26 protein-coding genes are annotated in these 25154 nt (G+C 73.5%); 14 read left to right on the top strand and 12 right to left on the bottom strand.

All coding sequences use genetic code 11. From position 1 onward, the window contains the following. Window positions 1–22 precede the first annotated feature (22 nt). From SM450_RS19765 to SM450_RS19740, 6 genes are read left to right on the top strand one after another with little or no spacing between them, the layout of a single operon-like run. Window positions 23–511 (top strand): YbaK/EbsC family protein, encoded by a 489-nt coding sequence (locus SM450_RS19765; protein WP_474621221.1) that lies wholly within the window; start codon window positions 23–25, stop codon window positions 509–511. Beyond that, window positions 508–1239, top strand: coding sequence for a monooxygenase (locus tag SM450_RS19760; protein ID WP_474621220.1), 732 nt, complete (start codon window positions 508–510; stop codon window positions 1237–1239). The genes SM450_RS19765 and SM450_RS19760 overlap by 4 nt, the downstream gene beginning before the upstream one ends. Beyond that, window positions 1236–1790 carry a GNAT family N-acetyltransferase gene (locus SM450_RS19755; RefSeq protein WP_474621219.1) on the top strand — a complete coding sequence of 185 codons (555 nt, stop codon included), beginning with the start codon at window positions 1236–1238 and terminating at the stop codon, window positions 1788–1790. Before SM450_RS19760 ends, SM450_RS19755 begins: the two co-directional genes overlap by 4 nt. Continuing rightward, window positions 1787–2629: a carotenoid biosynthesis protein gene (locus SM450_RS19750; protein WP_474621218.1), complete on the top strand. Its 843-nt coding sequence runs from the start codon at window positions 1787–1789 to the stop codon at window positions 2627–2629. The genes SM450_RS19755 and SM450_RS19750 overlap by 4 nt, the downstream gene beginning before the upstream one ends. After that, window positions 2626–3753, top strand: a complete 1128-nt coding sequence (locus SM450_RS19745; protein WP_474621217.1) for a glycosyltransferase family 2 protein — start codon at window positions 2626–2628, stop codon at window positions 3751–3753. Before SM450_RS19750 ends, SM450_RS19745 begins: the two co-directional genes overlap by 4 nt. A 12-nt stretch (window positions 3754–3765) precedes the next feature. Then, on the top strand, window positions 3766–5253 hold the full coding sequence (locus SM450_RS19740) for a phytoene desaturase family protein (RefSeq protein WP_474621216.1): 1488 nt from the start codon (window positions 3766–3768) through the stop codon (window positions 5251–5253). Between the two features lie 64 nt (window positions 5254–5317). Here SM450_RS19740 and SM450_RS19735 read toward each other — a convergent pair whose 3' ends face one another. Together SM450_RS19735 and metF are read right to left on the bottom strand one after the other, a co-directional pair. Beyond that, window positions 5318–6007, bottom strand: a complete 690-nt coding sequence (locus tag SM450_RS19735; protein WP_474621215.1) for a CDP-alcohol phosphatidyltransferase family protein — start codon at window positions 6005–6007, stop codon at window positions 5318–5320. Between the two features lie 44 nt (window positions 6008–6051). Continuing rightward, the gene (gene metF / locus SM450_RS19730) at window positions 6052–6969 is read right to left on the bottom strand and encodes a methylenetetrahydrofolate reductase [NAD(P)H] (RefSeq protein ID WP_474621214.1); all 918 of its coding nucleotides are present in this window, start codon (window positions 6967–6969) and stop codon (window positions 6052–6054) included. Window positions 6970–7186: 217 nt separating this feature from the next. On the opposite strand from metF, the gene SM450_RS19725 reads away from it, so the two are divergent. Next, the gene (locus SM450_RS19725) at window positions 7187–7504 is read left to right on the top strand and encodes a hypothetical protein (protein WP_474621213.1); all 318 of its coding nucleotides are present in this window, start codon (window positions 7187–7189) and stop codon (window positions 7502–7504) included. Window positions 7505–7513: 9 nt separating this feature from the next. Next, window positions 7514–8596: a polyprenyl synthetase family protein gene (locus SM450_RS19720; RefSeq protein WP_474621212.1), complete on the top strand. Its 1083-nt coding sequence runs from the start codon at window positions 7514–7516 to the stop codon at window positions 8594–8596. Window positions 8597–8715: 119 nt separating this feature from the next. Here SM450_RS19720 and SM450_RS19715 read toward each other — a convergent pair whose 3' ends face one another. After that, window positions 8716–9096, bottom strand: a complete 381-nt coding sequence (locus tag SM450_RS19715; RefSeq protein WP_474621211.1) for an Rv2175c family DNA-binding protein — start codon at window positions 9094–9096, stop codon at window positions 8716–8718. A gap of 143 nt (window positions 9097–9239) precedes the next feature. Between SM450_RS19715 and pknB the strand changes: the two genes are divergently transcribed. Both pknB and SM450_RS19705 read left to right on the top strand, forming a co-directional pair. Then, on the top strand, window positions 9240–11222 hold the full coding sequence (pknB, locus tag SM450_RS19710; protein WP_474621210.1) for a Stk1 family PASTA domain-containing Ser/Thr kinase: 1983 nt from the start codon (window positions 9240–9242) through the stop codon (window positions 11220–11222). Beyond that, window positions 11219–12097 (top strand): deoxyribonuclease IV, encoded by an 879-nt coding sequence (locus SM450_RS19705; RefSeq protein WP_474621209.1) that lies wholly within the window; start codon window positions 11219–11221, stop codon window positions 12095–12097. Before pknB ends, SM450_RS19705 begins: the two co-directional genes overlap by 4 nt. A 164-nt stretch (window positions 12098–12261) precedes the next feature. Here the strand turns inward: SM450_RS19705 and SM450_RS19700 are convergent, their stop codons facing one another. From SM450_RS19700 to SM450_RS19690, 3 genes are all read right to left on the bottom strand, one after another. Next, window positions 12262–13293 carry a threonine aldolase family protein gene (locus tag SM450_RS19700; RefSeq protein WP_474621208.1) on the bottom strand — a complete coding sequence of 344 codons (1032 nt, stop codon included), beginning with the start codon at window positions 13291–13293 and terminating at the stop codon, window positions 12262–12264. Next, entirely contained in the window at window positions 13286–14692 is a 1407-nt protein-coding gene (locus tag SM450_RS19695) for a class II 3-deoxy-7-phosphoheptulonate synthase (protein WP_474621207.1), read from the bottom strand. The genes SM450_RS19700 and SM450_RS19695 overlap by 8 nt, the downstream gene beginning before the upstream one ends. Window positions 14693–14771: 79 nt before the next feature. Next, a complete protein-coding gene (locus SM450_RS19690; RefSeq protein WP_474621206.1) occupies window positions 14772–15272 on the bottom strand; it encodes a hypothetical protein in 501 nt (166 codons plus the stop codon). A gap of 219 nt (window positions 15273–15491) precedes the next feature. Between SM450_RS19690 and SM450_RS19685 the strand changes: the two genes are divergently transcribed. Further along, the gene (locus tag SM450_RS19685) at window positions 15492–16466 is read left to right on the top strand and encodes an AraC-like ligand-binding domain-containing protein (protein WP_474621205.1); all 975 of its coding nucleotides are present in this window, start codon (window positions 15492–15494) and stop codon (window positions 16464–16466) included. A 66-nt stretch (window positions 16467–16532) separates the two neighbouring features. Here the strand turns inward: SM450_RS19685 and SM450_RS19680 are convergent, their stop codons facing one another. After that, entirely contained in the window at window positions 16533–18170 is a 1638-nt protein-coding gene (locus SM450_RS19680) for a glycosyl hydrolase family 18 protein (RefSeq protein WP_474621204.1), read from the bottom strand. A gap of 145 nt (window positions 18171–18315) precedes the next feature. Between SM450_RS19680 and SM450_RS19675 the strand changes: the two genes are divergently transcribed. Further along, complete coding sequence (locus SM450_RS19675) at window positions 18316–18804, top strand: glutathione peroxidase (RefSeq protein ID WP_474621203.1); 489 nt, start codon at window positions 18316–18318, stop codon at window positions 18802–18804. Window positions 18805–18865: 61 nt separating this feature from the next. On the opposite strand, the gene SM450_RS19670 is transcribed toward SM450_RS19675, so the two are convergent. The 4 genes from SM450_RS19670 to SM450_RS19655 form a co-directional block, all read right to left on the bottom strand. After that, window positions 18866–19672 carry an SGNH/GDSL hydrolase family protein gene (locus tag SM450_RS19670; RefSeq protein ID WP_474621202.1) on the bottom strand — a complete coding sequence of 269 codons (807 nt, stop codon included), beginning with the start codon at window positions 19670–19672 and terminating at the stop codon, window positions 18866–18868. Between the two features lie 355 nt (window positions 19673–20027). Further along, the gene (locus SM450_RS19665; RefSeq protein WP_474621201.1) at window positions 20028–20378 is read right to left on the bottom strand and encodes a DUF2203 family protein; all 351 of its coding nucleotides are present in this window, start codon (window positions 20376–20378) and stop codon (window positions 20028–20030) included. A gap of 74 nt (window positions 20379–20452) precedes the next feature. Next, window positions 20453–21604, bottom strand: a complete 1152-nt coding sequence (locus SM450_RS19660; protein WP_474621200.1) for an FAD-binding oxidoreductase — start codon at window positions 21602–21604, stop codon at window positions 20453–20455. After that, entirely contained in the window at window positions 21601–21936 is a 336-nt protein-coding gene (locus SM450_RS19655; RefSeq protein WP_474621199.1) for a globin family protein, read from the bottom strand. The genes SM450_RS19660 and SM450_RS19655 overlap by 4 nt, the downstream gene beginning before the upstream one ends. Window positions 21937–22254: 318 nt before the next feature. Between SM450_RS19655 and SM450_RS19650 the strand changes: the two genes are divergently transcribed. Together SM450_RS19650 and SM450_RS19645 are read left to right on the top strand one after the other, a co-directional pair. Then, window positions 22255–23106, top strand: coding sequence for a DUF5919 domain-containing protein (locus SM450_RS19650; RefSeq protein ID WP_474621198.1), 852 nt, complete (start codon window positions 22255–22257; stop codon window positions 23104–23106). Beyond that, window positions 23103–23903 carry an inositol monophosphatase family protein gene (locus SM450_RS19645; RefSeq protein WP_474621197.1) on the top strand — a complete coding sequence of 267 codons (801 nt, stop codon included), beginning with the start codon at window positions 23103–23105 and terminating at the stop codon, window positions 23901–23903. Before SM450_RS19650 ends, SM450_RS19645 begins: the two co-directional genes overlap by 4 nt. A gap of 365 nt (window positions 23904–24268) precedes the next feature. On the opposite strand, the gene proC is transcribed toward SM450_RS19645, so the two are convergent. Further along, window positions 24269–25078, bottom strand: coding sequence for a pyrroline-5-carboxylate reductase (gene proC, locus SM450_RS19640; RefSeq protein WP_474621196.1), 810 nt, complete (start codon window positions 25076–25078; stop codon window positions 24269–24271). Window positions 25079–25154: the final 76 nt, after the last annotated feature.

Below are 25154 nucleotides of genomic sequence, written 5' to 3'. Positions count from 1 at the left end.
GGGGTGGGGGGAGAATGGGGGTATGCAGCCACATCCGAATGTGCGGGCGGTGCAACTGGCGCTCGACGGGGCGGAGGCGCTCGACGGGTCCGGCCGGGCCAGCGTCGTTCGTCTGCTGCCGGAGGCGGTGCACACCGCCGCCGCGGCGGCCGGGGCGCTCGGCGTCGACGTCGGCGCCATCGCCAACTCGCTTGTCTTCGACGCCGATGACGCGCCACTGCTGGTGCTCACCTCCGGCGCGCACCGGGTGGACACCGCCGGCCTGGCCGCCACGCTTGGCGTGACCCACCTGCGCCGGGCCAGCCCGGAATTCGTCAAACGGCACACCGGGCAGGTGATCGGCGGGGTCGCGCCGGTCGGCCACCCCGGGCCGTTGCGCACCGTGGTCGACACCGCCCTCGCCGGGTACGACGAATTGTGGGCGGCCGGTGGCGTACCGCAGGCGGTGTTCCCCACCACGTACGCGGAACTGCTGCGGATCACCGGCGGCGCCCCGGCCGAGGTGGCGTGAACCCCGACCTGGTCACGCTGCACGTGTGGCGCGTACCCCGCCGGTGCCTGCCCGGGGCGCTGGCCCGGATGGCGACCCACCCGGCGCGGCTGCGCCGGGTGCCCGGCGTCCGCTTCGCCAAGCTGCTCGGCACCGGGACCGGCACCGGCTTCGGGCCGGGCGACGCCGACCTGACCCGGTGGGCCGCGCTCGTGGTCTGGGACTCGCCCGCCGCGGCGGCCGGCTTCGACGCCTCCCCGGTCGCCCGCTCCTGGGCCCGGATCGCCCGCGCCGCCGTCCGGCTGGACCTGCGCCCGCTGAGCAGCCGGGGCCGGTGGTCCGGGCACGAGCCGTTCGGCACGCCGACCGGCGGGCGGGTCACCGGGCCGGTGCTGGCGCTGACCCGGGCCCGGCTGCGGCCCCGCCGGGCGGCCACGTTCTGGCGGGCGATCCCGCCGGTCGCCGCCGAGCTGCACGCCGCGCCCGGCCTGCTCGCCCGACTGGGTGTCGGCGAGGCGCCGCTGGGCTGGCAGGGCACGGTGAGCGTGTGGCGTGATCCGACGGACCTGGTCGCGTTCGCGTACCGTTCCCCCGAGCACCGCGCCGCGATCACCCGCACCCCCACCGAGGGCTGGTACGCGGAGGAACTGTTCGCGCGGTTCGCGGTGGGCGACGTGGTCGGCGACCGTACGGTGCTCGGCTGGGTCGCCGCCGAGGGCGACCCCGACTCGGCGAGAGGGAACGCATGAGGCTGGTGCGCTGGACGCCGGACGACCTGGTCCGGCGGCTGGACGACGTGGTCGCCGTCTACGGCGAGGCGATGGGCTACCGCGCCGACCTGCTGGAGGCCCGGCGCGGCTACATCGCCACCCACGTCCGGCGGCCCGGGTTCCGCGCCGTCGCCAGCCTCACCACGGAGGGGCACCTGGCCGGCTTCGGGTACGGCTATCTCGGCGCCACCGGCCAGTGGTGGCACGACCAGGTGCACCGGGCGTTGAAGGCGGAGGCCCGGCAGCGCTGGCTGGGCCACCCGTTCGAGGTGGTCGAGCTGCACGTCCGGCCGCCGGCGCAGGGGCACGGCCTGGGCGCGCGCCAGCTCCGGGCGCTGCTCACCATGGCCGAGGGCGACACCACGTTGCTCTCCACCCCGGAGGCGGACGAGCAGGCGTCGCGGGCCTGGCGGCTCTACCGCCGGTTCGGCTTCGTCGACGTCCTGCGCCACTTCCACTTCCCCGGTGACGAGCGGCCGTTCGGCGTGCTCGGCCGGGACCTGCCGCTGCCCGTGCCGGACGGGACATGAGGAACGCCCGGCTGCCCTGGGCGCTGCTGGCGGTGCTGGTCCTCACCCAGATCTGCTATCCGCTCACCGGCGGCGCGACCCGGGCCGGGCTGACCGTGGCCACCGTGCTGCTCGGCTGGCTGCTCTCGGTCGGCCACGCGCTGCTCACCCGCGGCGCCCGGGCCGCCGCCGCGCTCGTCGCGGTCGCCACCGGCGGCGGGTTCGCGGTCGAGGCGCTCGGCGTGGCCACCGGGTTCCCGTTCGGCAGCTACGACTACTCCGGCGAGCTGGGCCCGAAGCTGGCCGGCGTGCCGCTGATCATCCCGCTGGCGTGGACGTGGATGGCCTGGCCGGCGTGGCTCACCGCGGTCCGGATCACCCAGGTGTTAAGCGGGGGCCCCGCCTCTACCAAAAGCGTTAAGCGGGGCCCCCGCCTTGCGCTCGCGGCGGTGGGGTTGGCGGCGTGGGATCTGTTCCTCGATCCGCAGATGGTGGCGGAGGGGTACTGGACCTGGCGGGACGCCACGCCGGCGCTGCCCGGGCTGCCCGGCATCCCGGTCAGCAACTACCTCGGGTGGCTGGGCTTCGCGGTGCTGCTGGCCGCCGCGCTGCGCCCGCTCGCCGGGCCGTCCGTCGACCGGGTCGACCGCCGGGACGCGCCGATGTTCGCGCTCTACCTCTGGACGTACGCCTCAAGCGTGCTGGCGCACGCGGTCTTCCTCCGGCTGCCCGCGTCCGCGTTGTGGGGCGCGGCCGGGATGGCGGTGGCCGCGGTGCCGCTCGCGGTGGTGCTGTGGCGCGGTCGCCGGGACCGCGCCGACGCCGACGCTCCCCCGCCGCGGGTCGACGCGCCGGCATGACCGCCGCCCTCGCGCTCGTGGTGGCCGTCGCCGCGCTCACCTTGCACACGCTCGTCAACGCGGTCGCCTGGCTGCGCCGCCCCGCCGCCGGCCCGACCGGGGTCACCGAGGCGGTGGCGGTGCTGCTGCCGCTGCGTGACGAGGCCGACCGGGTCACCCCGTGCCTGCGCGCGCTGCTCGCCCAGCGCGGCGTGCCCGGGTTACGGATCGTGGTGCTCGACGACGGCTCGGGCGACGCCACCGCCGAGGTGGTCCGCGCGGTGGCCGGCGCCGACCCGCGGGTCACGCTGCTCACCGGCGTCGCCCCGCCATCCGGCTGGCTGGGCAAGCCGCACGCCTGCTGGCAGCTCGCCACCCGCACCGATCCGGCCCCGACCGTGCTGGCCTTCGTCGACGCCGACGTGGTGCTCACCCCGTACGCGGTCGCGGCGGCGGTGACCGAGCTGCGCGCGGCGGACGCGACGCTGCTGTCGCCGTACCCCCGGATCGTGGTGCGGACGGCGGCCGACCGGCTGGTGCAGCCGCTGTTGCAGTGGTTGTGGCTGACGTTCCTGCCGCTGCGGGCGATGGAACGCTCGCGGCGGCCGTCCCTCGCGGCGGCGGGCGGGCAGTTCCTGGTCGTGGACCGGGCCGGCTACCTGCGGGCCGGCGGGCACGCGGCGGTGGCCGACAAGGTGCTTGAGGACATCGAGCTGGCCCGGGCGGTGAAGCGGGCCGGCGGCCGGATCGCCCTGGCCGACGGCTCCCATCTGGCGTCCTGCCGGATGTACGACGACTGGCCGCAACTGCGCGACGGCTACACCAAGTCGCTGTGGGCCTCGTTCGGGCACCCGACCGCCGCGGCTGCCGTGCTGGCGCTGCTGCTCCTGCTCTACACGGCCCCGCCGCTGCTGGCCGTGGCAGCGCTTGTGGCAGGCGCGCCGGCGGTGGCCGGCGCGGCGTTCGGCGCCTACCTGGCGGGCGTGGCCGGACGGGTGGTAAGCGCCCGCGCCACCGGCGGGCGGGCCTGGCCCGACGCGCTGGCGCACCCCGTGTCGGTCGTGGTCCTCGGTTGGCTGACCGTCCGGTCGTACCATCTGCGGAAGCGACGCCGGCTCACCTGGCGGGGTCGCCCGGTCACCTAGGAGGGGCACGCCATGGCGCGCATCGTGGTCATCGGCGCCGGCGTGGGCGGCCTCGCCGTCGCCGCCCGGCTCGCGGTCACCGGACACGAGGTCACCGTCCTGGAACGGGCCGGCACGGTCGGCGGCAAGCTCGGCCGGTACGCGCACCACACCCCCGAGGGGTCGTGGCGCTTCGACACCGGGCCGAGCCTGCTCACCCTGCCGCAGGTCTTCCACGACCTGTTCGAGGCCACCGGGGCGAAACTGGACGAATACCTCGACCTGGTGCCGTTGGACCCGATCGTGCGGCACGTCTTCCCCGGCGGCGGCCCCGCGCTTGACTCCTGCGCCGACCCGGACGAGTTCGCCGCCCGGATCGGCGCCGCGTTCGGCGACCGGTCCGCCGCCGACTGGCAGCGGCTGTGGCGCCGCGCGGAGCGGGTGTGGACGGCGTCGCACCGGGACATCCTGCGCCGCGCCGTGGACTCGCCGCGCGACCTGGCCGCGCTCGCCTGGCGGCTGGGCGACCTCGCCGCCATCGCCCCCGGCCGCACGCTGCGCGGGCTGGGCCGCAGGCACCTGTCCGACAGGCGGCTGCGGATGCTGCTCGACAGGTACGCCACCTACGCCGGCGCCGACCCGCGCCGCGCCCCGGCCGCGCTCGTCGCCGTCCCCTACGCCGAGCTGGCGTACGGCGGCTGGTACCTGCGCGGCGGGCTGGGCACGCTCGCCGACGCGCTGCTGTCGCGCTGCCTCGACCTCGGGGTGGTGGTGCGCACCGACGCGGCGGTCACCCGGATCGACGCCGCCGGCGGCCGGGTGCACGGGGTACGCGTCGCCGGGTCGGCCGCGCCGGTCCCGGCCGACGTGGTGGTCGCCAACACCGACGCGCTCACCGTCTACCGGGACCTGCTGCCGAACCCGCGCCGGCTGGCCGCGCTCACCGATCGCAGCCTGGCCGGTTTCGTGCTGCTGCTGGGCGTGCGCGGCGACTCCGGGCTGGCCCACCACAACGTCTTCTTCCCCCGCGACTACGACGCCGAGTTCGACGCCGTCTTCGGCGACCCCGGTCGCGGCGTGCGGGCCCGCCCGCCGTCCGACCCGACCGTGTTCGTCACCGTGGCCGACGACCCGGCGGTCCGGCCGGACGGGCACGAGGCGTGGTTCGTGCTCGTCAACGCGCCCCGGCACGGCACCGCCCCGGACGCGGTGGACTGGCGGCGGCCGGGGCTGGCCCAGGCGTACGCGGACCGGATCCTCGACGTGCTGGCCGAGCGGGGGGTGGACGTGCGGGACCGGCTGGTGTTCTCGGAGACCCGCACCCCGGCCGACCTGGACGCGGCCACCGGCGCGCCGGGCGGGGCGATCTACGGCACCGCGGGCGGGCTGCTGCGTCCGGCCAACCGGGGCCCGGTGGCCGGGCTGTGGCTGGTCGGCGGCTCCACGCATCCGGGCGGCGGGCTCCCGATGGTGACCCTCTCCGCGGAGATAGTCGCCGACGCCATCGGACCCGGGTGGTAAGGCGGGGCCCCCGCTTAACGTTTTCGGTAGAGGCGGGGCCCCCGCTTAACACCCGCCGGGCCGGTCAGCCGGCGTCGACGAGGGCGCGCCGGACCGCGGAGAGCAACTGGCCGAGGCCGAAGCCGGCGAGCAGCACCCACACCGTGGTGGCCATGGTGACGGTGCCTGCGGTCAGGTCGACGTCGATCAGCCCGGTGAGCCCGGCGACAAGCAGCCCGACCAGGGCCACACAGACCCGGGTGGGCCGCTCCCCCACGGTCACCGCGCCGATCTCCCGCATCCCCGCCGACACGGACCGGGCCCGCACGTACTCGTGCAACCAGGACAGGCCGCCGGCCGCGGCGACCAACGCGCCGGGCGCGCCGAGCAGCCAGAACGCGATCAGCCAGGCCACCTCGCCGAGCCGGTCGGCGACCGAGTCGTAGACGTAGCCCAGCCGGGTGGTCCGTGCGGTGGCCACCGCCACCGCGCCGTCGACGCTGTCCGCCACGGCGGCCAGCAGCACGAACAACGCACCCAGGAACGGTCCGTCGCCGGCCCGGCCCACAAGCAGGGGTACGCAGAAGCAGAGCACCACCCCGACCACGGTCACCGCGGTCGGGCCGACCCGCAGCCGGCCCAGGACGAAACCCACGTGGTACGCGAAGCGCAGCCAGGCGCGTACCACAGGCGCGGCGCTACGGGGATCGAACCCACCGTGCAGCCGCGCCCACGCGGTCGCGTACTGGTCCCAGTTCAGCTGTGTGCCCACCACCGGTCAACCGTAGAAGGGCGACGCGGGTGTCGCGTGGCGGGTGGTCACACCCGCGCGTCGGCCCGCAGGAGCTGCCACACCTCGCGCGTCGCGGTGGACCGGTTGAGCGTGATGAAGTGGATCCCGGGCACGCCCTCGTCAAGCAGCTTCGCGCACATCTCGCCGGCCTGCTCGACGCCGAGCCGGTGGACCGCCCCGGGGTCGTCGGCCACCCGCTCGAACCGCTCGGCGAGCGCGGTCGGGAACGGCGCGCCGGAGAGCTGCACCGAGCGCGCGATGGTGCCGATCTGGGTCACCGGCATCACCCCGGCGAGGATCGGGGTGTCGCAGCCGGCGGCGGCGACCCGGTCCCGCAGCCGCAGGTAGTCGTCGGCGTCGAAGAACATCTGGGTGATCGCGAACTCGGCGCCGGCCCGGCACTTGCGGACGAAGTGTGCGGTGTCGCTCGCCACGTCCGGCGAGCGCGGGTGCTTGTACGGGAAGGCGGCCACCCCGACGCTGAAGTCGCCGCTGTCGCGCACCAGCCGGACCAGGTCCTCGGCGTACCGGACGCCCTCGGGATGCGTGATCCACTCGCCGCCCGGGTCACCTGGCGGGTCGCCCCGCACGGCAAGCACGTTACGCACCCCAACCGAGGCCAGCCGGCCGATCACATGCCGCAGCTCGGCGACCGAGTGGTTGACCGCGGTGAGGTGCGCCATCGGCAGCAGGGTGGTCTCGGTGGCGATCCGCTCGGTCACCGCGACAGTGGTGTCCCGGGTCGAGCCGCCCGCGCCGTACGTGATCGAGACGAACGACGGAAGCAGCGACTCCAGCTCCCGGATCGCCTGCCAGAGCAGCTTCTCCCCGGCGGCGGTCTTCGGCGGGAAGAACTCGAACGAGAAGGTCGGGCGGCCGTCACGGATCAACTCCCCGATCGCCGGCTGCGGGTTGGGGAGGACCGAGGGAAGACCGAGCGCCACGGACCGACTGTAGCCGGACCGGGCCGGCGGGCCGGGATCTTCCCAGTCCGCGAACGGTACGGCCGGAACGTCGTACCCCGGGGGTAGAAACGAGGACAGCGCGGTGGGGTGGCCGGCGGCCGGCCCGGGGGCCCGCGCGGGGGTCGCCACGACAGCGACGCGCCGGCGCGCACGGCCGGGCGTCACCGCCCGCGTCCCCGCCCCGGAGGTCCCGATGATGTCGTCCCCGCCTTCCGTCGCCCGTCCGCTCGGACCGCTCCTGGCCGAGTTGCGGTCCGCCCGTGGCTGGAGCCAGCAGCGGGTCGCCGCCGAGTTGTGCGCCGCCTCCGGCGTGCCCACCCTCACCCGGCACGAGATATCCCGGTGGGAGCGGCAGCTCCGGCTCCCCGGCGACTTCTGGTCCCGCTGGCTGGCGCGTGTCCTCGGGGCGCCGGTCGAGCTGATCGCCGAGGCCACCGCGCGCAGCCGTCGGCTCCGTCGCGGGCGGCCGGCGCGCCGGGGCGGCGGCGGGGCGGGTCCGGCCGGAACCGGCTAGCGTCGTGGCGTGACCCACGCTGCTCCCGTGTCCCCCGTCGACCGCGCCGGCCTGCGCCAGCGGATCGACAAGGCGCTCACCGAGTTCCTCGCCGGCAAGCGCGCCTGGCTGGCCGCCGTCGACGACGGCCTGCTGCCGGTCGCCGAGGCGATCGAGGCGTTCGTGCTGGGTGGCGGCAAGCGGCTGCGTCCGGCCTTCGGCTACTGGGGTTACCGGGGTGCCGGCGGGATCGACTCCGACCAGGTCGTCGCCACCCTCGCCGCGTTGGAGTTCGTGCAGGCCAGCGCGTTGATCCACGACGACCTGATGGACCGCTCGGACACCCGGCGGGGCGAGCCTTCGGTGCACCGGCGGTTCGCCGCCCGGCACCGTGACGCCGGGTGGGGCGGCAACGCCGGCTCCTTCGGCGACGCCGCCGCGATCCTGCTGGGCGACCTCTGCCTGGTGTGGTCCGACGAGTTGCTGCACTCCGCCGGTCTGTCCCCGGCGACGGTGGCGCGGGCCCGGCCGGTCTTCGACGAGATGCGCACCGAGGTGACCGTCGGGCAGTACCTGGACGTGCTGACCCAGGCCACCGGCGACACCTCGCTCGACCGGGCCGGCAAGGTGGCCCGGTACAAGTCGGCGAAATACACCGTCGAGCGTCCGCTGCTGCTTGGCGCCGCGCTGGCCGGCGCCCCGGCCGAGGTGCACGCGGCCTACTCGGCGTACGGGCTGCCGCTGGGTGAGGCGTTCCAGCTCCGCGACGACGTGCTTGGCGTGTTCGGCGACCCGGAGCGCACCGGCAAGCCGGCCGGCGACGACCTGCGCGAGGGCAAGCGGACGTACCTGGTGGCGGCGGCCCTGGAGACGCTCGAACCGACCGGCCGGGAGCTGCTGTTGGGCGGTCTCGGCGCACCGGACCTGGACGCCGCCGGGGTGACCCGGCTGCGCGAGCTGATCACCGCGAGCGGCGCGCTGGAGCGCACCGAGCGCCGGATCGCCACACTCACCGAGAGCGCCCTGGCCGCGCTGACCGCCGTCGACCTGGACACCGAGGCCCGCCAGTCCCTGGTCGACCTGGCCATCGCCGCCACCCGCCGCACCGACTGACCCCCCTCACCCCCTCCCCACCCCAGATCCGCGCTGATTCACGGAAAGCGTGGTCATTCCGCGCGCGATGGCCACGCTTTCCGTGAATCAGCGGGCGAAAGGGCCGGGGGTGGGGTGGGTCAGAAGGCGGTGGCCTGGGCGCGGCGCTTGACCTCGCGGGCCAGGTCACCGGCGAGCGCGGCGGCGGGGGTGCCGGGCAGGCTCGGGTCCTCCCGGTAGAGCCAGCGCAACGCCTCCTCGTCGTCGTACCCGGCGTCGGCGAGCAGGTTGAGCACGCCGGGTAGGTGCTTGAGCACGATGTGGTTGGCCACCAGGTCGGCCGGAATCCGGCGGACGCCGTCGCGGCGCACCGCGAGCAGCTCGCGGTCCCGGATCATCTGGTGCACCTTGCTGATCGACAGGTCGAGGCGCTCGGCCACGTCCGGCAGGCTCAGCCAGCCGGCCGGGTCGGTCGGTCCGGGCAGGTCGGCACCGGCCTCGGCGGGTACGGAATCGGTCACCCGACCACCCTGCCACGTGCCCGCCGCACCTGGTGCACGGCACCCCCGGACCCAGCCGGGGAGCGTGGCGGTCCCCCGGCGTCGGACCCCGGCGGTAGCATCCTGTTCATCCTTCACCGCTCCGACACATAGACTGCCTGCCGATGGACACACAGGTCGCCGACACGTTGCTGGGCTCGCTTATCGACGGGCGCTACCGCATTCGCGGTCGCGTGGCCCGTGGCGGCATGGCGACCGTGTACACCGCCACCGACGAGCGCCTGGAGCGCACCGTGGCGGTCAAGATCATTCATCCGACCCAGGCGCCCCAGGCGCGGGCCCGGATGGCCGGCTTCGTCGAACGCTTCACCGACGAGGCCAAGACCATCGCCCGGCTCACCCACCCGAACGTGGTCGCGGTCTACGACCAGGGCATCCACGCCGGCCTGCCCTACCTGGTGATGGAATACGTCCGCGGTCGCACGCTGCGCGACGTGCTCGCCGAGCGGCGCCGGCTCGACCCGGACGAGGCCCTCGCGATCGCCGAGCAGATGCTCGCCGCGATCGCCGCCGCGCACCGGGCCGGCCTCGTGCACCGCGACGTCAAGCCGGAGAACGTGCTTGTCGCCGAGGCGCCCGCCGGCGGCCGGGGCGACCTGGTCGACAGCGTGGTCAAGGTGGCCGACTTCGGGCTGGCCCGCGCCGTCGAGGCCAGCGCCGAGGAGGAGAACGGCAACCAGCTCATGGCGACCGTGGCGTACGTGGCGCCGGAGCTGGTCACCCAGGGCCACGCGGACCCGCGCACCGACGTCTACTCCGCCGGCATCGTGCTGTTCGAGATGCTCACCGGCCGGGTGCCCTACGACGGCGACCGGCCGGTGGAGGTCGCCTGGCAGCACGTCGACCGCGACGTGCCGGCGCCGTCCACCCTGGTCCCGGCGCTGCCGCCGGCCCTCGACGCGCTCGTCGCACGCGCCACCCGGCGTGATCCGGCGGCCCGGCCGGCCGACGCCGGGGCGCTGCTGACCGAGGTGCAGGCGGCCCGTGACGAGCTGGGTAACCCGCACGCGCACACGGCGGTGCTGCGCCAGATCGGCGACGACACGTCGGTGCTGAGCCAGCCGACCCAGGTGGTGGCCGCGCTCCGCCCGACCGAACGTCCGGCCTGGGCCCGGCTGCCCGAGGGCGGCGGGCAGCGCCCGCACCGACGCCGAGCCGAGGAGCCGGAGGGGCGGGGCGCCCGGCTGGCCGCCCTGCGTACCCGGGTCATGGGCTCGCCGCGCGGCCGGCTGGCGGTCGCCGCGGTGGTCGTGGTGCTCGGCCTGGTGGCCGCCGGCGGTGGCTGGTGGTTCGGGGTGGGCCGATACACGGTCGCGCCGCAGTTGGTGAGCCTGACCAAGGCCGACGCGGAGGCGCAGGCCCAGCGCGGCGGGTTCACGCTGCGCTACGCCGACCCCCGCTACGACGAGAAGGTGCCCAAGGACACCGTGCTCGGGCAGGCGCCCGGATCGGCCGCCCGGATCGTCAAGGGCGGCACCATCACCCTGACGCTGTCGCTCGGCCCGGAGCGGTTGCCGGTGCCGGACGTGGTGGGCAAGGACTACGAGCTGGCCCAGGCCGAGCTGACCGACGCGAAGCTGGCGCCGGCCAAGGGCTCCTCCCGCTACGACGACGCGTTGCCGGCCGGCGTGGTGCTGGCCACCGACCCGAAGGTGGGCACGGTGGTCAAGCCCGGGTCGAAGGTGACGCTGATCCTCAGCAAGGGTCGCGCCCCGGTGACCGTGCCCAACCTGGTCGGCAAGAACCTCAACGAGGCGCGGAGCATCCTCGGGCAGCGCGGGCTGAAGGTGGAGGAGAACTTCAAGGACTCCGACAAGCCGAAGGACGAGATCCTCGGCCAGAGCCCGGCCGACGGCACCGGCGTGGAGAAGGGCGCCAAGGTCAAGCTGGAGATCAGCAAGGGTCCACCGCAGGTCGCCGTCCCACGGGTGATCGACCTGCCGTGCCAGCAGGCCAAGCAGACGCTGGAGAGCCAGGGCTTCCCGGTCAACGTCCAGCTCAACCCGAACGGTGTGGTCAAGCTCCAGAACCCGCCCGAGAACACTCCGGTGCCGCCGGGCACCACGGTCACGGTGACCTGCCTATGACCCGGGCGCATGCGGCCGGCGACCGCCGCCGGGTGGGCTCGCACACGCCCACCTCCGGCGGGCTGGCCCGGGCCGCGCTGCCGTACGCCGAGGCGGCCGGCTCGGAGGCGGTGCAGGTCTACGTCTCCAACTCGCGCGGCTGGGCGCTGCCGGCGGGCGACCCGACGCAGGACACGCTGTTCCGCGACGGCTGCGGCGAACGTGGCCTGCCCGTCTTCATCCACGCCTCGCTGCTGGTCAACCTCGGCTCCCCCACACCGGCCACGGTCGCCCGGTCGGTGGAGACGCTTGCCCACGCGCTGCGCCGGGGCCGGGCCATCGGCGCCGAGGGCGTGGTGTTCCACGCCGGCAGCTCGGTCGACAAGGGGCACGCGGAGGCGGCTTTCCGGCAGGTCCGGGCATCGCTGCTTCCGCTGCTGGACGAGGCGGCGGCCGTCGGCGGGCCGATGCTGCTTGTCGAGCCGAGCGCCGGGGGCGGCCGGTCGCTGGCGTCCCGGGTCGAGCACCTCGGCCCCTACCTGGACGCGGTCGACCGGCACCCCATGCTCGGCGTCTGCTTCGACACCTGCCACGCCTGGGCCGCGGGGCACGACCTGGCCGCCGAGGGTGGCATGACCGCCACGCTTGACACGCTCGTCGCCACCGTGGGCGCCGACCGGCTACGGCTGGTGCACGCCAACGACTCGAAGGACCTGTGCGGCTCCACCCGGGACCGGCACGAGAGCATCGGCAAGGGCAGCATCGGCGAGCCGGCATTCGCGGAGCTGATGCGTCACCCCGCGACCGCCGGTGTCCCGGTGCTTGTGGAGACGCCGACGGAGAAACACGCCGGCCACGCCGCCGACATCGCCATCCTCAGACGTCTTCACCCCTGACCCGCTCCCCGCCCGGCCCCGCCCCAGCCCACCCCGGCCGCTCCGAGGTTGATCATGAGGTTGGCGGTATCAAATCGGACAGTTCACGCCGCTAACTTCATGATCAACTCGGCCCCGCCCCGCCCGGCCCCGCCCGGCCCAGCCTGGAGCGGGTGGGGTGGGGGTCAGGCGGCGCGCAGGATGTTGGTGAGGATCTCGGCGGCGCGGTCGGTCTGGGCGTCGGTGACGTCCAGGTGGGTGACCAGCCGGGCGGTACGCGGGCCGAGCACCGAGATCAGCAGACCCTCCGCCCGGGCGGCGGCGGCGACGGCGTGCGCGTCGAGCGGATGCTTGGTCAGGTCCAGCGGCACGATGTTGGTCCGCACCGTGGACGCCAGCACCCCGTGCGGGGCGACCGCCTCGGCCAGCCGGGCGGCCTTGGCATGGTCGTCGGCGAGCCGCTCGACATGGTGCGCCAGCGCGTACCGGCCGGCGGCGGCGAGGATGCCGACCTGCCGCATGCCGCCGCCCATCCGCTTGCGCAGGAACCGGGCCCGGGCGATCTTCTCGGCGCTGCCCACCACGAGCGAGCCGACCGGCGCGCCCAGGCCCTTGGAGAGGCAGACCGAGAGCGTGTCGAACAACGCGCCGTACTCGGCGAGCGGCACCCCGTCGGCCACGTGCGCGTGCCAGATCCGGGCGCCGTCACAGTGCAGGGCGAGCCCGTGCTCGTCGGTGACCGCGCGTAGCCGGCGCAGCGTGGACAGCGGGATCACCCCGCCGCCGCCCCGGTTGTGGGTCTGCTCCACCGCGATCGCCCGGGTGGGCACCGCGAAGTAGCCGTCCGGCCGGATCATCCCGACGACCACGTCGGGGTCGATCTCCGCGCCCACCGCCGGCCAGGTCCGCGACGAGATTCCGGAGTACGCGGCGGCGGCGCCGACCTCGTACGTGACCACGTGCGCGTCGGCGTCGCAGAGCAGTTCGTCGCCGGGTGGGACGAGCAGTTGGAGGGCGAGCTGGTTGGCCATCGAGCCGCTCGGGGCGAACAGCGCCGCCTCGTGCCCGAACCGGGCGGCCACCTCGGCTTCGAGCGCGACGACTGTGGGGTCCTCGCCGTAGACGTCGTCGCCCACCTCGGCGGTGGCCATGGCCTCGCGCATTTCCGCGGTCGGCCGGGTCACGGTGTCCGTACGAAGGTCGACAGCACTATCCACGCAACATCTCCGCAACCAGGAAGGCCAGCTCCAGCGACTGCTGGGTGTTCAGTCGCGGGTCGCAGGCGGTCTCGTACCGGTCGGGCAGGTCGAGGTCCTCGATGCCCTGGGCGCCGCCGAGGCACTCGGTGACGTCCTCGCCGGTCAGCTCGACGTGCAGGCCGCCCGGGTGGGTCTCCAGGCCGCGGTGCACCTCGAAGTAGCCGAGCACCTCGTCGACGATCCGGTCGAAGTGCCGGGTCTTGTAGCCGTTCGAGGACTCGTGGGTGTTGCCGTGCATCGGGTCGCACTGCCATACGACCTTGGCGCCGGCGGCGGTGACCTTGGCGACGATCGGCGGCAGCGCGTCCCGGACCCGGTGGTTGCCCATCCGACTGATCAGGGTGAGCCGGCCGGGCACGTTGTCCGGGTTGAGCTTCTCGCAGAGCTCGATCGCCTCGTCCGGTGAGGTGGTGGGGCCGAGCTTGACGCCGATCGGGTTGGCGATCCGGGAGATGAAGTCGATGTGCGCGCCGTCGAGCTGCCGGGTCCGCTCGCCGATCCAGAGGAAGTGCCCGGACAGGCCGTACGCCTTGCGGTTGGAGATCCGGGTCAGCGCCCGGTCGTACTCCAGGGCCAGGGCCTCGTGGGAGCAGTAGAGCGTGACCGTCCGCAGCGCCTCGTCGTCGGTCATCCCGCAGGCGCGGATGAGCGCCAGCGCCCGGTCGATCTCCCGGGCGATCGCCTCGTAGCGCTCACCGGCCGGGGACCGCCGGACGAAGTCCTTGTTCCAGTCGTGCACCGCGTGCAGGTCGGCCAGCCCGCCGGCCAGGTACGCCCGCAGCATGTTCATCGCGGCGGCCGAGTTGGCGTACGCCCGGATCATGCGTTGCGGATCGGCGATCCGCGCCTCCGGCGTGGTCTCCAACGAGTTGATCATGTCGCCGCGGTAGGCGGGCAGGCCGCGCGCGTCGGTGGGCAGGGACCGGGGTTTGGTGTACTGGCCGGCCACCCGGGCCACCTTCACCACCGGCAGCGACGCGCCGTAGGTGAGGACGATCGCCATCTGGAGCAGGGTGCGGGCGTTGGCGAGCAGGTGGCTCTCGGTGTTGTCGGCGAAGGTTTCCGCGCAGTCACCGCCCTGGAGCAGGAACGCCTTGCCCTCGCAGACCATGGCCAGCCGCTGCCGCAGTTGGTCGACCTCGTAGGGCGCGACCACCGACGGCACCGTGTCCAGCACCGTGCACACCTCGGTGACCTGCGCCGGATCGGTCCAGGGCGGGGTCTGCGCGCGTGGCAGCTCCCGCCAGCGGTCGAGGCCGAGGGCCACGTCCTCGGCGGAGTCGGCGGTCGGGCGGCTGGTCTGCAGACCCGGGCTGCCCACGGCGGGGTGACTCAGCTGATGCCACTCATGGCGCATACCCGAGAGCGTACGGCGACCGTCCGGGCATGTGTCCCCGAGGGGGACGGTCCCGCTGGGTGGGAGGTCGGCGGCCGGGTCAGGGCGTGCCGCTCGGTGGGGCCGAGTTGCCGCCCGGCGTCTCGCCGGCGATGCACCAGTCCGCGCCGCTGCGGGTGACCGTGAACAGCAGCGCGCGGGTGGCCTTGCGGGTGCCGTCGCGGGTGCTGGCGGTCACCGTGATCGAGGCGCTGACCTCCTGGCCGCGCGGCCCGGTGCGGACGTCGGTGATGGTCGCCCGCGGCACCGTGAAGTGGTCGGCGAAGTCACCGTTCGGGCCGGTGGCGGCGGCGTCGAAGGCCGCCTGCATGGGCGCGCAGAGCTGGCTGCGGCCGGCGTCGGCGTCCCGCGAAGCAAGCGCGTCCAGGTATGCCTGCACCCGCTCCCGGCTCTTGGCCGCGGCCTCCTCCGCCGGCGCCCGGCCGGTGGGTGCGGCGGCGGTGCCGTCGCCGCCGTCGCCCGCGCCGCAGCCGCCCAGACCGACCGGCAGGAGCGCGAGCAGGACGATGACGGTCGCCACCCTCCGGTGCTGCTGACCCATCGGTCCCTCCCATCGGCGCCGGGGCATCGCGAGGTGCCTGACCGGCGAGTCTGTCACACCGGCCCGCGCGCCGGTCGCCGGCCCCCATCCTCGCTCGGATCGCCCCGCCCGGCCACACGGCACGCCCGCCGACCCGCGGCCCGGCCCGGCGATCGCTAGTCTCGGACGGCGGGGCGACACGGACCCCGCCCTTCCCGGAGGTGACGGACCATCCTCGCCGTGACATCTGTGGACACCGGGTGGCTGCCCCCGGCCGAACGGTTCGACTTCTGGCAGGACCTCGTCGCCCGGCAGTCGGCGGCGGCCTCGATCCGGAGCGCGCACGCGGACGACTTCACCGCCTCGGCCCGCGTGACCGATCTCGGCACGGTCCGCCTCGGCGTATGGCGTTACCCGTCCCTGGAGCTCAGCCGCCCGGCCCAGATGATCGACAGCGGCGACCCGGAGCTGTACCAGCTCGCGCTGCCGCTGTCCGGGCGCGGGGTGATGACGCAACAGCGTCGCGAGACGCCGCTCGACCCGTCCGCGTTCGCTCTCGTCGACACCGTCCGACCACACGGCTCCAAGCTACGGCCGGACGGCGCGACAGCGGGAGCGGTGGAGACGTTGACCGTCCTGCTGCCGCACCGGGCGTTGCCGCTGGCCGCGCACCGACTGACGGAGTTGGTCGCCGCCGACATCCCGTCCCGCACCGGGATGGGCGCGCTGCTCGCCGCGTTCCTGCGGCGGATCGTGGCGCACCCGGAGCAGTACGCGCCGGCCGACACCCCGCTCCTCGACCGGATCGCCCTGGACCTGATCGCCGGTGCTCTGGCCGGACGGCTGGGCGTCGAGCGGGACCTACCTGTCGACGTCCGGGTCACCGGGCTCCGCACGCGGGTGACGGCGTTCGTCCGGCAGCGCCTGGCCGACCCGGGACTCTCCCCGGCCGTCGTCGCGGCGGCGCACCACCTGTCGCTGCGGTCGCTGCACCGGCTCTTCGAGGGCACCGGTACGACGGTCGGCGCGCTGATCCGTACCGGTCGGTTGGACCGGGCGGCCCGGGACCTGGCCGACCCGGGGCTGCGGCGGCTGAGCGTCGCGCAGATCGCCGTCCGGTGCGGCTTCTCGCACCCGGCGCACTTCAGCCGCGCGTTCCGGGCCGCCTACGGGCTGTCCCCGGGGGAGCACCGGGAACGGGCCGCCCGGGGGTGACCACGCGGGCGGGGAGGGGCCGGTGCGGCCCCTCCCCGCCGGGTGGGTGGTGCGTCGGCCCTCGGCTCAGCCGAGACCGCCCTTGATGGCGCCGATCAGCTCACCGTTGCTCGTGTCACCGGAGAGCTCCCAGAAGAACGCGCCACCGAGGCCCTGGCTGTTGGCGTAGCTCATCTTCCCGCCGATGGTCGACGGGGTGTCGTAGCTCCACCAGTTGCTGCCGCACTTGGCGTACGCCGTGCCGCCGACCGTGGCGGTGGCCGGGCAGGTGTTCTTGAGGACCTTGTAGTCCTCGATGCCCGCCTCGTAGGTGCCCGGCGCCGCGCCGGTGGCGCTGCCGCCGGGAGCGGTCTGGGTCACGCCGGTCCAGCCGCGTCCGTAGAAGCCGATGCCGAGCAGCAGCTTGTTCGACGGTACGCCCTTGGACTTGAGTTTCTGGATCGCCGCGTCCGACCAGAAGCCCTGCTGCGGGATCCCGGAGTACGAGTAGAGCGGCGAGTGCGGCGCGGTCGGCCCCTGGGCGGCGAAGGCGCCGAAATAGTCGTACGTCATCGGCATCAGCCAGTTGAGGTTCGACGCCGCGCCGGCGTAGTCGGTCGCGTCGATCTTGCCGCCGTTGCTGCCGTCGGCGGTGATCGCCGCGGTGACCAGGGAGCTGGAGCCGAACCTGCTCCGCAGCGCGGAGACCACGTTCTTGAACGCGTTCGGGCCGCTGGCGTCGCACTGCAGGCCGCAGGCGTTCGGGTACTCCCAGTCGACGTCGATGCCGTCGAAGACGTCCGCCCAGCGCGGGTCCTTGACGAGCGAGTAGCAGGAGTCGGCGAACGCGGCCGGGTTCTGCGCGGCCTGGGTGAAGCCGGCCGACCAGGTCCAACCGCCGAAGGACCAGAGCACCTTCAGGTTCGGGTACATCTTCTTCAGCTTGCGCAGTTGGTTGAAGCTGCCGCGCAGCGGCTGGTCCCAGGTGTCGGCCACGCCGTCGACGCTGTCCGCCGCGGTGTACGCCTTGTCGTAGTCGGCGTAGCTGTCGCCGATGCTGCACCGCCCGCCGGTGGTGTTGCCGAAGGCGTACAGGATGTGGGTCAGCTTCGCGGCGGAGCCGCTGGTGTGGATGTTCTTGACGTGGTAGTTGCGGCCGTAGACGCCCCATTCGGCGAAGTAGCCGACCACCTTCTTGCCGCCGGTGGGCGGCGTCGTGGTCGGCGGGGTCGTGGTCGGCGGGGTCGTGGTCGGCGGCGCCGTCGTCGGCGGCTTGGTGGTCGGCGCCGTCGTGGTCGGCGGTGCGGTCGTCGGGGTGCCGCCGCCGGCGCAGGCGCCGCCGTTGACGGTGCAGTTCGACGGACCCTGGTACGCGCCGGTGCCGTTGTAGCCCCAGTTGAAGCTGGCGCCCGGGGCGAGCGACCCGGCCCAGCTCTTGTTGACCGCGACGTAGTGGTTGCCGCTGCGGGTCACGTCGGCGTCCCAGAAGCTGCCGATCGTGGTGCCCGACGGAAGGTCGAACTCGATGCGCCAGCCGTTCACGCTGGCGCTGGTGCCGTTGGTGACGGTCACCCGTCCCTCGTGACCGGTCCCCCAGTCCTGCACCTTGGTGAACGTGGCGGTGACGCTGCCGGCGGCCGACGCGGTGGTCATGGGCACCGCGGCGACCGCGAGCGCGACCACGGCGCCGGTGGCCCACAGGGCCCGGCGGAGCGATCTCTTCATACGGCGTCTCCCCAAACAGTTAGGAAACTTTCCAAATTGATTGCTGAGACGCTACTCACACCGTCATCAGTTCGTCAAGATGCAGAGGCGTCGATTTCACGGGTGGCGCGGGGGCGAGCCGCGCGTCGCCCCGTAGCCTCGACCCATGACCGTTTTCGACGTGCAGATCGACGCCCTCACCGGCGGCCCGGCCGACCTCGGCCGCTACCGCGGCCAGGCCCTGCTGGTGGTAAACGTGGCCTCCCGCTGCGGCCTCACCCCGCAGTACGCGGGCCTTCAGGCGCTCGCCGACGCGTACGCCGGGCGCGGGCTGACCGTGCTCGGGGTGCCGTGCAACCAGTTCGCCGGCCAGGAGCCGGGCACCGCCGCCGAGATCGAGGAGTTCTGCCAGGTGAACTACGGCGTGACCTTCCCGCTCACGGAGAAGGTCGACGTCAACGGCGCGGATCGGCACCCGCTCTACGCCGCGCTGGTGTCCACGCCGGACGCCGAGGGGCACACCGGCGACGTACGGTGGAACTTCGAGAAGTTCCTGGTCGCGCCGGACGGCACGGTGGCCGGCCGGTTCGCCCCGCAGGTCACGCCGGACGATCCCGAGCTGCGCGCGGCGGTGGAGAAGGTCCTGCCGGCCTGAGGACACGACGGAGCGGCATGCCTGCGGCCGGCGGCATGCCGCTCGCGGTCGACAGCCGCGGTCAGCCGGCGGCGGACCGGAAGACCGGGTAGTAGCCGCCGGACTGCCCGGCGGCCGTCGGGTGGTAGGAGACGGTCAGGTTCAGCACGTTCAACGCGTGCAGCCACTTCTCCCCGTAGCTGCACAGTTGGTGGCCGACGAAGGCGGACCGCACGTCGGCGAACGTGAAGCCGGCGGAGGTGGCGGCCGTCCGGGTGATGTCGTCGACCAGGTTGATGCCCTCGTTGATCTTCGCGCGCGAGGTGGCGGTGAGCCCGACGCAGACGGTGCCGAGCTGGTAGAAGACCGGGTAGCCGACCACCACGACGCGGGCCGAGGGAGCACGGCTGCGGATGCCGTTGTAGACGTTGGCGAGTCGGCCGGGCAGTTGGGCGCGTGCGGTGTTCATGGCCGCGTTCACCGCCGCCACGCACTGCGACTCACCCTGGAGCACGCAGGTGCTCATGATGCTGGCGAAGCCGACGTCGTTGCCGCCGATCGTGACGCTGACGAGCGTGGTGGTCGAGGAGAGCGCGGAGAGCTGGCCGTTGATGACGTCCGCGGTGGTGGCGCCGGAGCAGGCGACCGAGCGGTACGAGGCCGGGCGGATGCCGGCGTTGTAGAGCGCCGGGTAGGCGTTGTTGCTGCGCAGGCAGTTGCCGCTCTCGGAGGTGTAGCTGTCGGCGCCGACGCCTGAGGCGTACGAGTCGCCGAGCGCGACGTAGCGGTCGGACGGGGCGGCATGGGCGGGCGCGGCGGCCAGGGTCAGGGTGACCCCGATCGAGGCGGCCAGGGTCAGGGCGAGGGTGGCAAGACGGGATCTCCGCACGTCGCACTCCTGGGGGTGGGAAGTGGTGGTGAGAGATAGATATCAATAAGATCACTAGACATGGAAGGTTGTCGATTTGCGACACTCGTCCATAGAGACTTGTCCATACAAATTGCTGCCGGGGTCATTCGGGTGAACGAAGGATTCCGCCAGTACGGTCGGGAGTGCGGCGGCACGGTGCCCGGCTCGCGGTGGACGCCGGCTACGAGGTGGCGCTCAGCAACTCACGGGGCCCGGAGACGCTCCAGGACCTGGTGGTCGTCACGATCCCGCTGCGCGCCCACCGGCAGGCCCGCCACACCGCTCGCCGGGAACGACTCGTCGGCGGGCCCGCTCAGCTCGTCGGCGGGACCACTCAGACCGGGCGGCGGCCGGCGAAGCCGCACTCGACCCGGTGGTACCAGCGCACGTCGGTGTCCCCCTCCAACCAGCACCAGAGCACCGCCCGGCCGTCGCGTTCCCCGGGGAAGTCGAGCAGCACCGGGGCGATGCCCTTGACCTCGATGTCGTGCTGGTGGAACTCCTCCACCACGGCGTGCAGCCGGGCCTCCAGCGCCTTCACCTCGGCGAGCCCGCCGAGCGCGCTGGCGCCGTGGTCGGCCAGGTCGACCCGCAACTCGGCGAGGTCGGCCCGACACCGGATCAGCTCGTCGACACGGGGCCGCAGGGTGGCCACGAGGTGTCGCGCCTGGGCGAGAGTGAACACCGGGCCAGTATGCGGCACAGGCTCCGTCCCTGTCGCAGGGTCGATCCGGGCCACTCCCCCCGCAAAGGTCGCGGTCACTCGCTCGGCTTGTCCTCCGAAAGCTGGCGACCCCGCCGAATCGCTTCGTCATAGACGCCCATGACGACCGCGTCCGCCGTCAACTCGTCAAGTGCCTGACGGCATGATCTCGTCGGCAGGTGGATGCGCTCGGCCGGCACCCCGGCGGCGAGCAACCGCAGCCGTGACCCGGCCACCATCGGCGGCGGCCCGCACACGTAGACCTCCTGGCCCGGCCGGTGGTGCTCCAGCGCCACGGTGAGCGCGTCACCCCGCGCCCCCGGCTCCGCGAACGGATCGTGCGAGAACGCCGGCACCAACGTCAGCCAGTCGTGCGCGCACTGGAGCTTGTCCAGGCTGATCGCGTCATAGAGGTCGGCGAAGGAGCGGGTGCCGACGACCATGGTCACCCGCCGCCCGGCCGGCGCCTCGGCGACCTGCTCGACCAGGGCGCGCAGCGGTGCGAGCCCGGTACCTCCCGCCACCAGCAGCAGATCCGCCCGCGAAGCCGGGTCGAGACCCAGCCCGGCGTCGTGCGGCGGACCGAGCCAGAGCCGGTCGCCGGGGCGTACCTCGTGGACCAGGGCGCGGGAGACGGCCGCGACCGCCCGGACGTGGAGTTCGACGGTGCCGTCCGGGCGCGGAGCATTGGCCGGCGAGTACCAGCGCCACCGGCCGGGCCAGCGCTCGGTGCAGACCGGCACCGCCTGGCCCGGCCGCCACGACAGCCGGCCCCGGGGGCGCACGCTCATGATGGCGACGCCCTCGGCGTCCCGATGGTGGTCGACGACCTGGGCCGGCCACCAGGCCGGTCCGTCGCCGGCCCGCGCGGCGGCACGGGTCACCGCCGCCGACGCCGACCGGGCCGCCTCCGCCCAGGCCGCCGCCAACTCCGGCGTCCCGGGCGCGTACCGGGCAACGGTGGCGACGAGCGCGGCGTCGACGGCAGCCTGTTCCGGCAGAGGGCGGTAGGCGCGGCCGAGCACCGCCAGCAGCGCCGCCCGGCCGGCCGGGTCATCGCCACCGCTGGCCAGCCGCCCGAGGGCGGCGAGGAACACGGCCGCCTCCCGCTGCGGCAGCCGCCCCTCGACTTCGCGCCAGAAGTGGTCGGCCGCCGCGTCGGCGTACCGCAGCACGATGGACCACGACGCGGACAGGGCGGCGGTCATCCGGCGGCCTCGTCCGCGAAGGCCCGCCGGGCCGCGTCCACCGCGCCGGCCGGCACATCCAGGGCCCACAGCACCCCGGCCAGATAGTCGACCACGCGGCGGTGCTGCTCCTCGGTCAGGCCCAGGCCGCGCCACGCCCCGGCCACCGGCCGGGCGATGTCGCCCACCGGCCCGCCGAGCGCCACCGTGAGGGTCAGCGCCAGGTGCCCGGCGAGCCGGACCCGATCAACCCCGATGAGGTACGGCGCCAGCTCGGCGTCCGCAGCCACCAACCGCAGCCAGCGGACCACCGCGACGCGCGCTTCAACGGGGTACGGTCCAAGCCCGCTCATGCCCGCCGCCAGGTGCCCGAGTCGCCTGCGGCATGACGCCGCGCCTTCGTTTCCGGCCGGAGTGTCGTGCGGTACCGCCGCCATGAATCGCCCTTCCGTCGAGATCGCGAAGTGGAGCGGCACCGGGGCGGGCGGGACGGCGGATGCGCTGGGGGCCGCGCCCCGCCAGAGCCAGCACCCGCCCCGGGCCATGCGTCTACCCTGGTCAGCCTGACGATTCCTCGGTATGACTACGCTCTGCACCTGCGCTGCACCAGTTATGCAGTCGAGCCACTAAGCTGCTGCACGAACGGTCTCGAAGCGATCGAAGGCGAGCCGATGACGACCGTGCCGAAGTGGAGCGGACGGGAAACCCGAAAGCTGCGTCATGCCCTGCGGATGACGATCCGCGACTTCGCCGAGCACCTCGGCGTCAGCGAACGCACGGTGTCCAAGTGGGAGGCGGGCCGGGAGGGGGTGCAGCCCCGGCCGGAAATGCAGGCCGCGCTCGACACTGCCCTCACGCGGGCGGACGGCGACGTGCATCGACGGTTCCGTTCGGGGTTGGGATCGGCCGACACCATCGAGCTGCGGTACGACGCCGAGGCAGCGAAGACAGGCAACATGCTCGTCGTCCCAGCCGCACGCGCCGAACCGATTGCGGATGTGACTGCGGTCTATCGCAGTCGAGCCGAACTCGCTGCGCAACTGCCCGCGGATCACATCCTGGCGGGTGCCCGTGCCGTTCGAGCCATGGGTCTCTCCCTGAACCTGCTGTGCCAGCACTGTCCTGACCACCGCTGGCATCGACTCATCGAAGAGGGCGCACAGGTCCGCTGCCTGTTCCTGGACCCGGATGGCTCCGCGATTCGAGCCAGGGAGCACGAGGAAGGCTTCCCAGCAGGTCAGCTCGCGTCGCTGACGAAGCTCAACATCGAGACGATGTTGCGGGTGCGGGGCCGGTTGCCCGACGAGCTGCACGGCAACGTCGAGGTGGCCATCTATGACGAGACGCTTCGGTTCAACCTCCTTTTCGTTGACGATCTCTGCCTTGCCCAGGCATACCTGCCGACGAGTCGAGGGGTCGACTCGCCGACCTTCGTGATGCGGCGGCAGGATTCCACAACCGGGCTCTACCCGGTGTACGAGGAGGTCTTCGACTCTCAGTGGGAGCGGGGACAGCGGCTGTGACCACTTATCGTGACCTGCTGCCGATCGCCCTCGACGCGGTCGACCGGGCAGCCTCCTTCATGCGACGCCAGGCGCCGGTCGCCTCGACCAGCAAAGGCGACCGTGATCTCGTCTCCGAGGTCGACTACGCGATCGAGCGAGACCTCCGCGCTTTCCTGCGCGACGCCACACCGGGCATCGCCTTCCTCGGCGAAGAGGAGGGGGTCAGCGGCACCGGCGACTGGCAATGGACGCTCGACCCGGTCGACGGCACGGTCAACTTCGTTCGCGGTCTCCCCCTGTGCGGCATCTCCCTCGGTCTACTCCACGGCGTACGTCCGGTCCTCGGCGTCGTCGAGCTGCCCTTCCTCGGTGCTCGATACTGGGCTGCCGAGGGCCGTGGCGCGTTCGCGAACGGCCAGCCGATCAAGGTAAGTGACACCAGGCGTCTGAGCGAGGCCATCGTCGGGATGGGCGACTTCGCCACCGGTTCTGAGGCTGCGCACAAGAACCGGACCCGGCTGGCGCTGATGGCACGGCTCGCCGAGACGGTGCAGCGCGTGCGGATGAGCGGGTCAGCGGCGGTGGACCTCGTCTGGTTGGCGGAGGGGAAGATCGATGCCGCCATCACCCTCTCCAACCACCCGTGGGACATGACAGCCGGGGTGGCCATCGCCCGCGAGGCGGGGGCCGTGGTCCTCGACACCAGTGGAGCCGACTACACCGCCGACTCGCTGACCACCCTCGCGGTCACCCCGGGCCTGGTCGATCAGATGTTGCCGCACCTCCGAGTCGCCGAGATGGCCGGCCGGGCGTAATACCTGAATGGGAAACGATGCCGGGTGTGTCGGCTCCCGAATGGCAGAGTCAACGCATGAGCGGTACGCAGCGGCCCCGATCGTGATCGACATGCAGAACGGCTCCATCAACGACCAGAGCCGGCACGTGATCCCCAAGGTCGTGGCGCTGGTCGAGCGGTGGGAGGCCACTGGCCAACCGGTCGCCAGAGACACCACCGCGTTCCACCCACCGGCCGACGGCCTCGCCAGTGGAACGCTACGGGTGTCTCACGCCCTCCCAGACACCCACCGCGTTCCACCCAGGGGATGAAAGCTTCACGAGTGGAACGCCATGGGTGTCTCACGCCTTCCTGCCGCGCCCGGCGGTTGAGCGGGGCCCCGCCTCAGACCTGGGCGGCCAGCTCCCGCGCCCGGTCGCGGGCGGCCTCCAGCGCCGCCAGCATGGCCGCGCGTACCCCATGGTTCTCCAGCTCGCGGATGGCGGAGATGGTGGTGCCAGCCGGCGAGGTGACCGCCTCGCGCAGCTTCACCGGGTGCTCGCCGGAGTCGCGCAGCATCATCGCCGAGCCGATCGCGGTCTGCACGATCAGCTCGTGCGCCACCTGGCGGGGCAGGCCGAGCAGGATGCCGGCGTCGATCATGGCTTCGACCAGCAGGTAGAAGTAGGCGGGGCCGGAGCCGGAGAGCGCGGTGACCGCGTCCTGCTGCGACTCGGGCACCCGGAGGGTGGCGCCGAGCGGGGAGAACATCTCCTCGGCCAGGGCCAGGTGCGCGCCGGTGGCGTGCGCGCCGGGCGAGATGGCGCTCATCGCCTGGTCGACCAGGGCCGGGGTGTTGGTCATCACCCGGACCACCGGGGTGCCCTCGGGCAGCCGCCGGTTGAAGAAGCTTGTGGGCAGCCCGGCGCAGAGCGAGATGACAAGCTTGTCGGCGGGGACCTTGGGGCCGATCTCGTCGAGCAGCGCGGCGGCGTCCTGCGGCTTCACCGAGACGGCGAGCACATCGGCCTCGGTCACCGCGGTCAGGTTGTCCACCACCCGTACGCCGTAGCGGTCGGTCAGTTCCTGCGCGCGGGCCGGACGCCGGGCGGTGGCGAGCAGCCGCTCCACCGGCCAGCCGGAGCGCAGCAGCCCGGAGAGCATCAACTCGCCGATCTTGCCCGCGCCGATCACCGCGACCGTGTTCCCGCCCACCCGCGCCTCCTCGTCCGACCCCGACGACTGTTAAAAGGGGCCCCCGCCTATGCAGAAGGCGTTAAGCGGGGCCCCC

Source organism: Micromonospora marincola, assembly GCF_056150385.1.
Note: the sequence above shows the minus strand (reverse complement) of the source record. Positions and strands in the feature narration are given on the sequence as shown.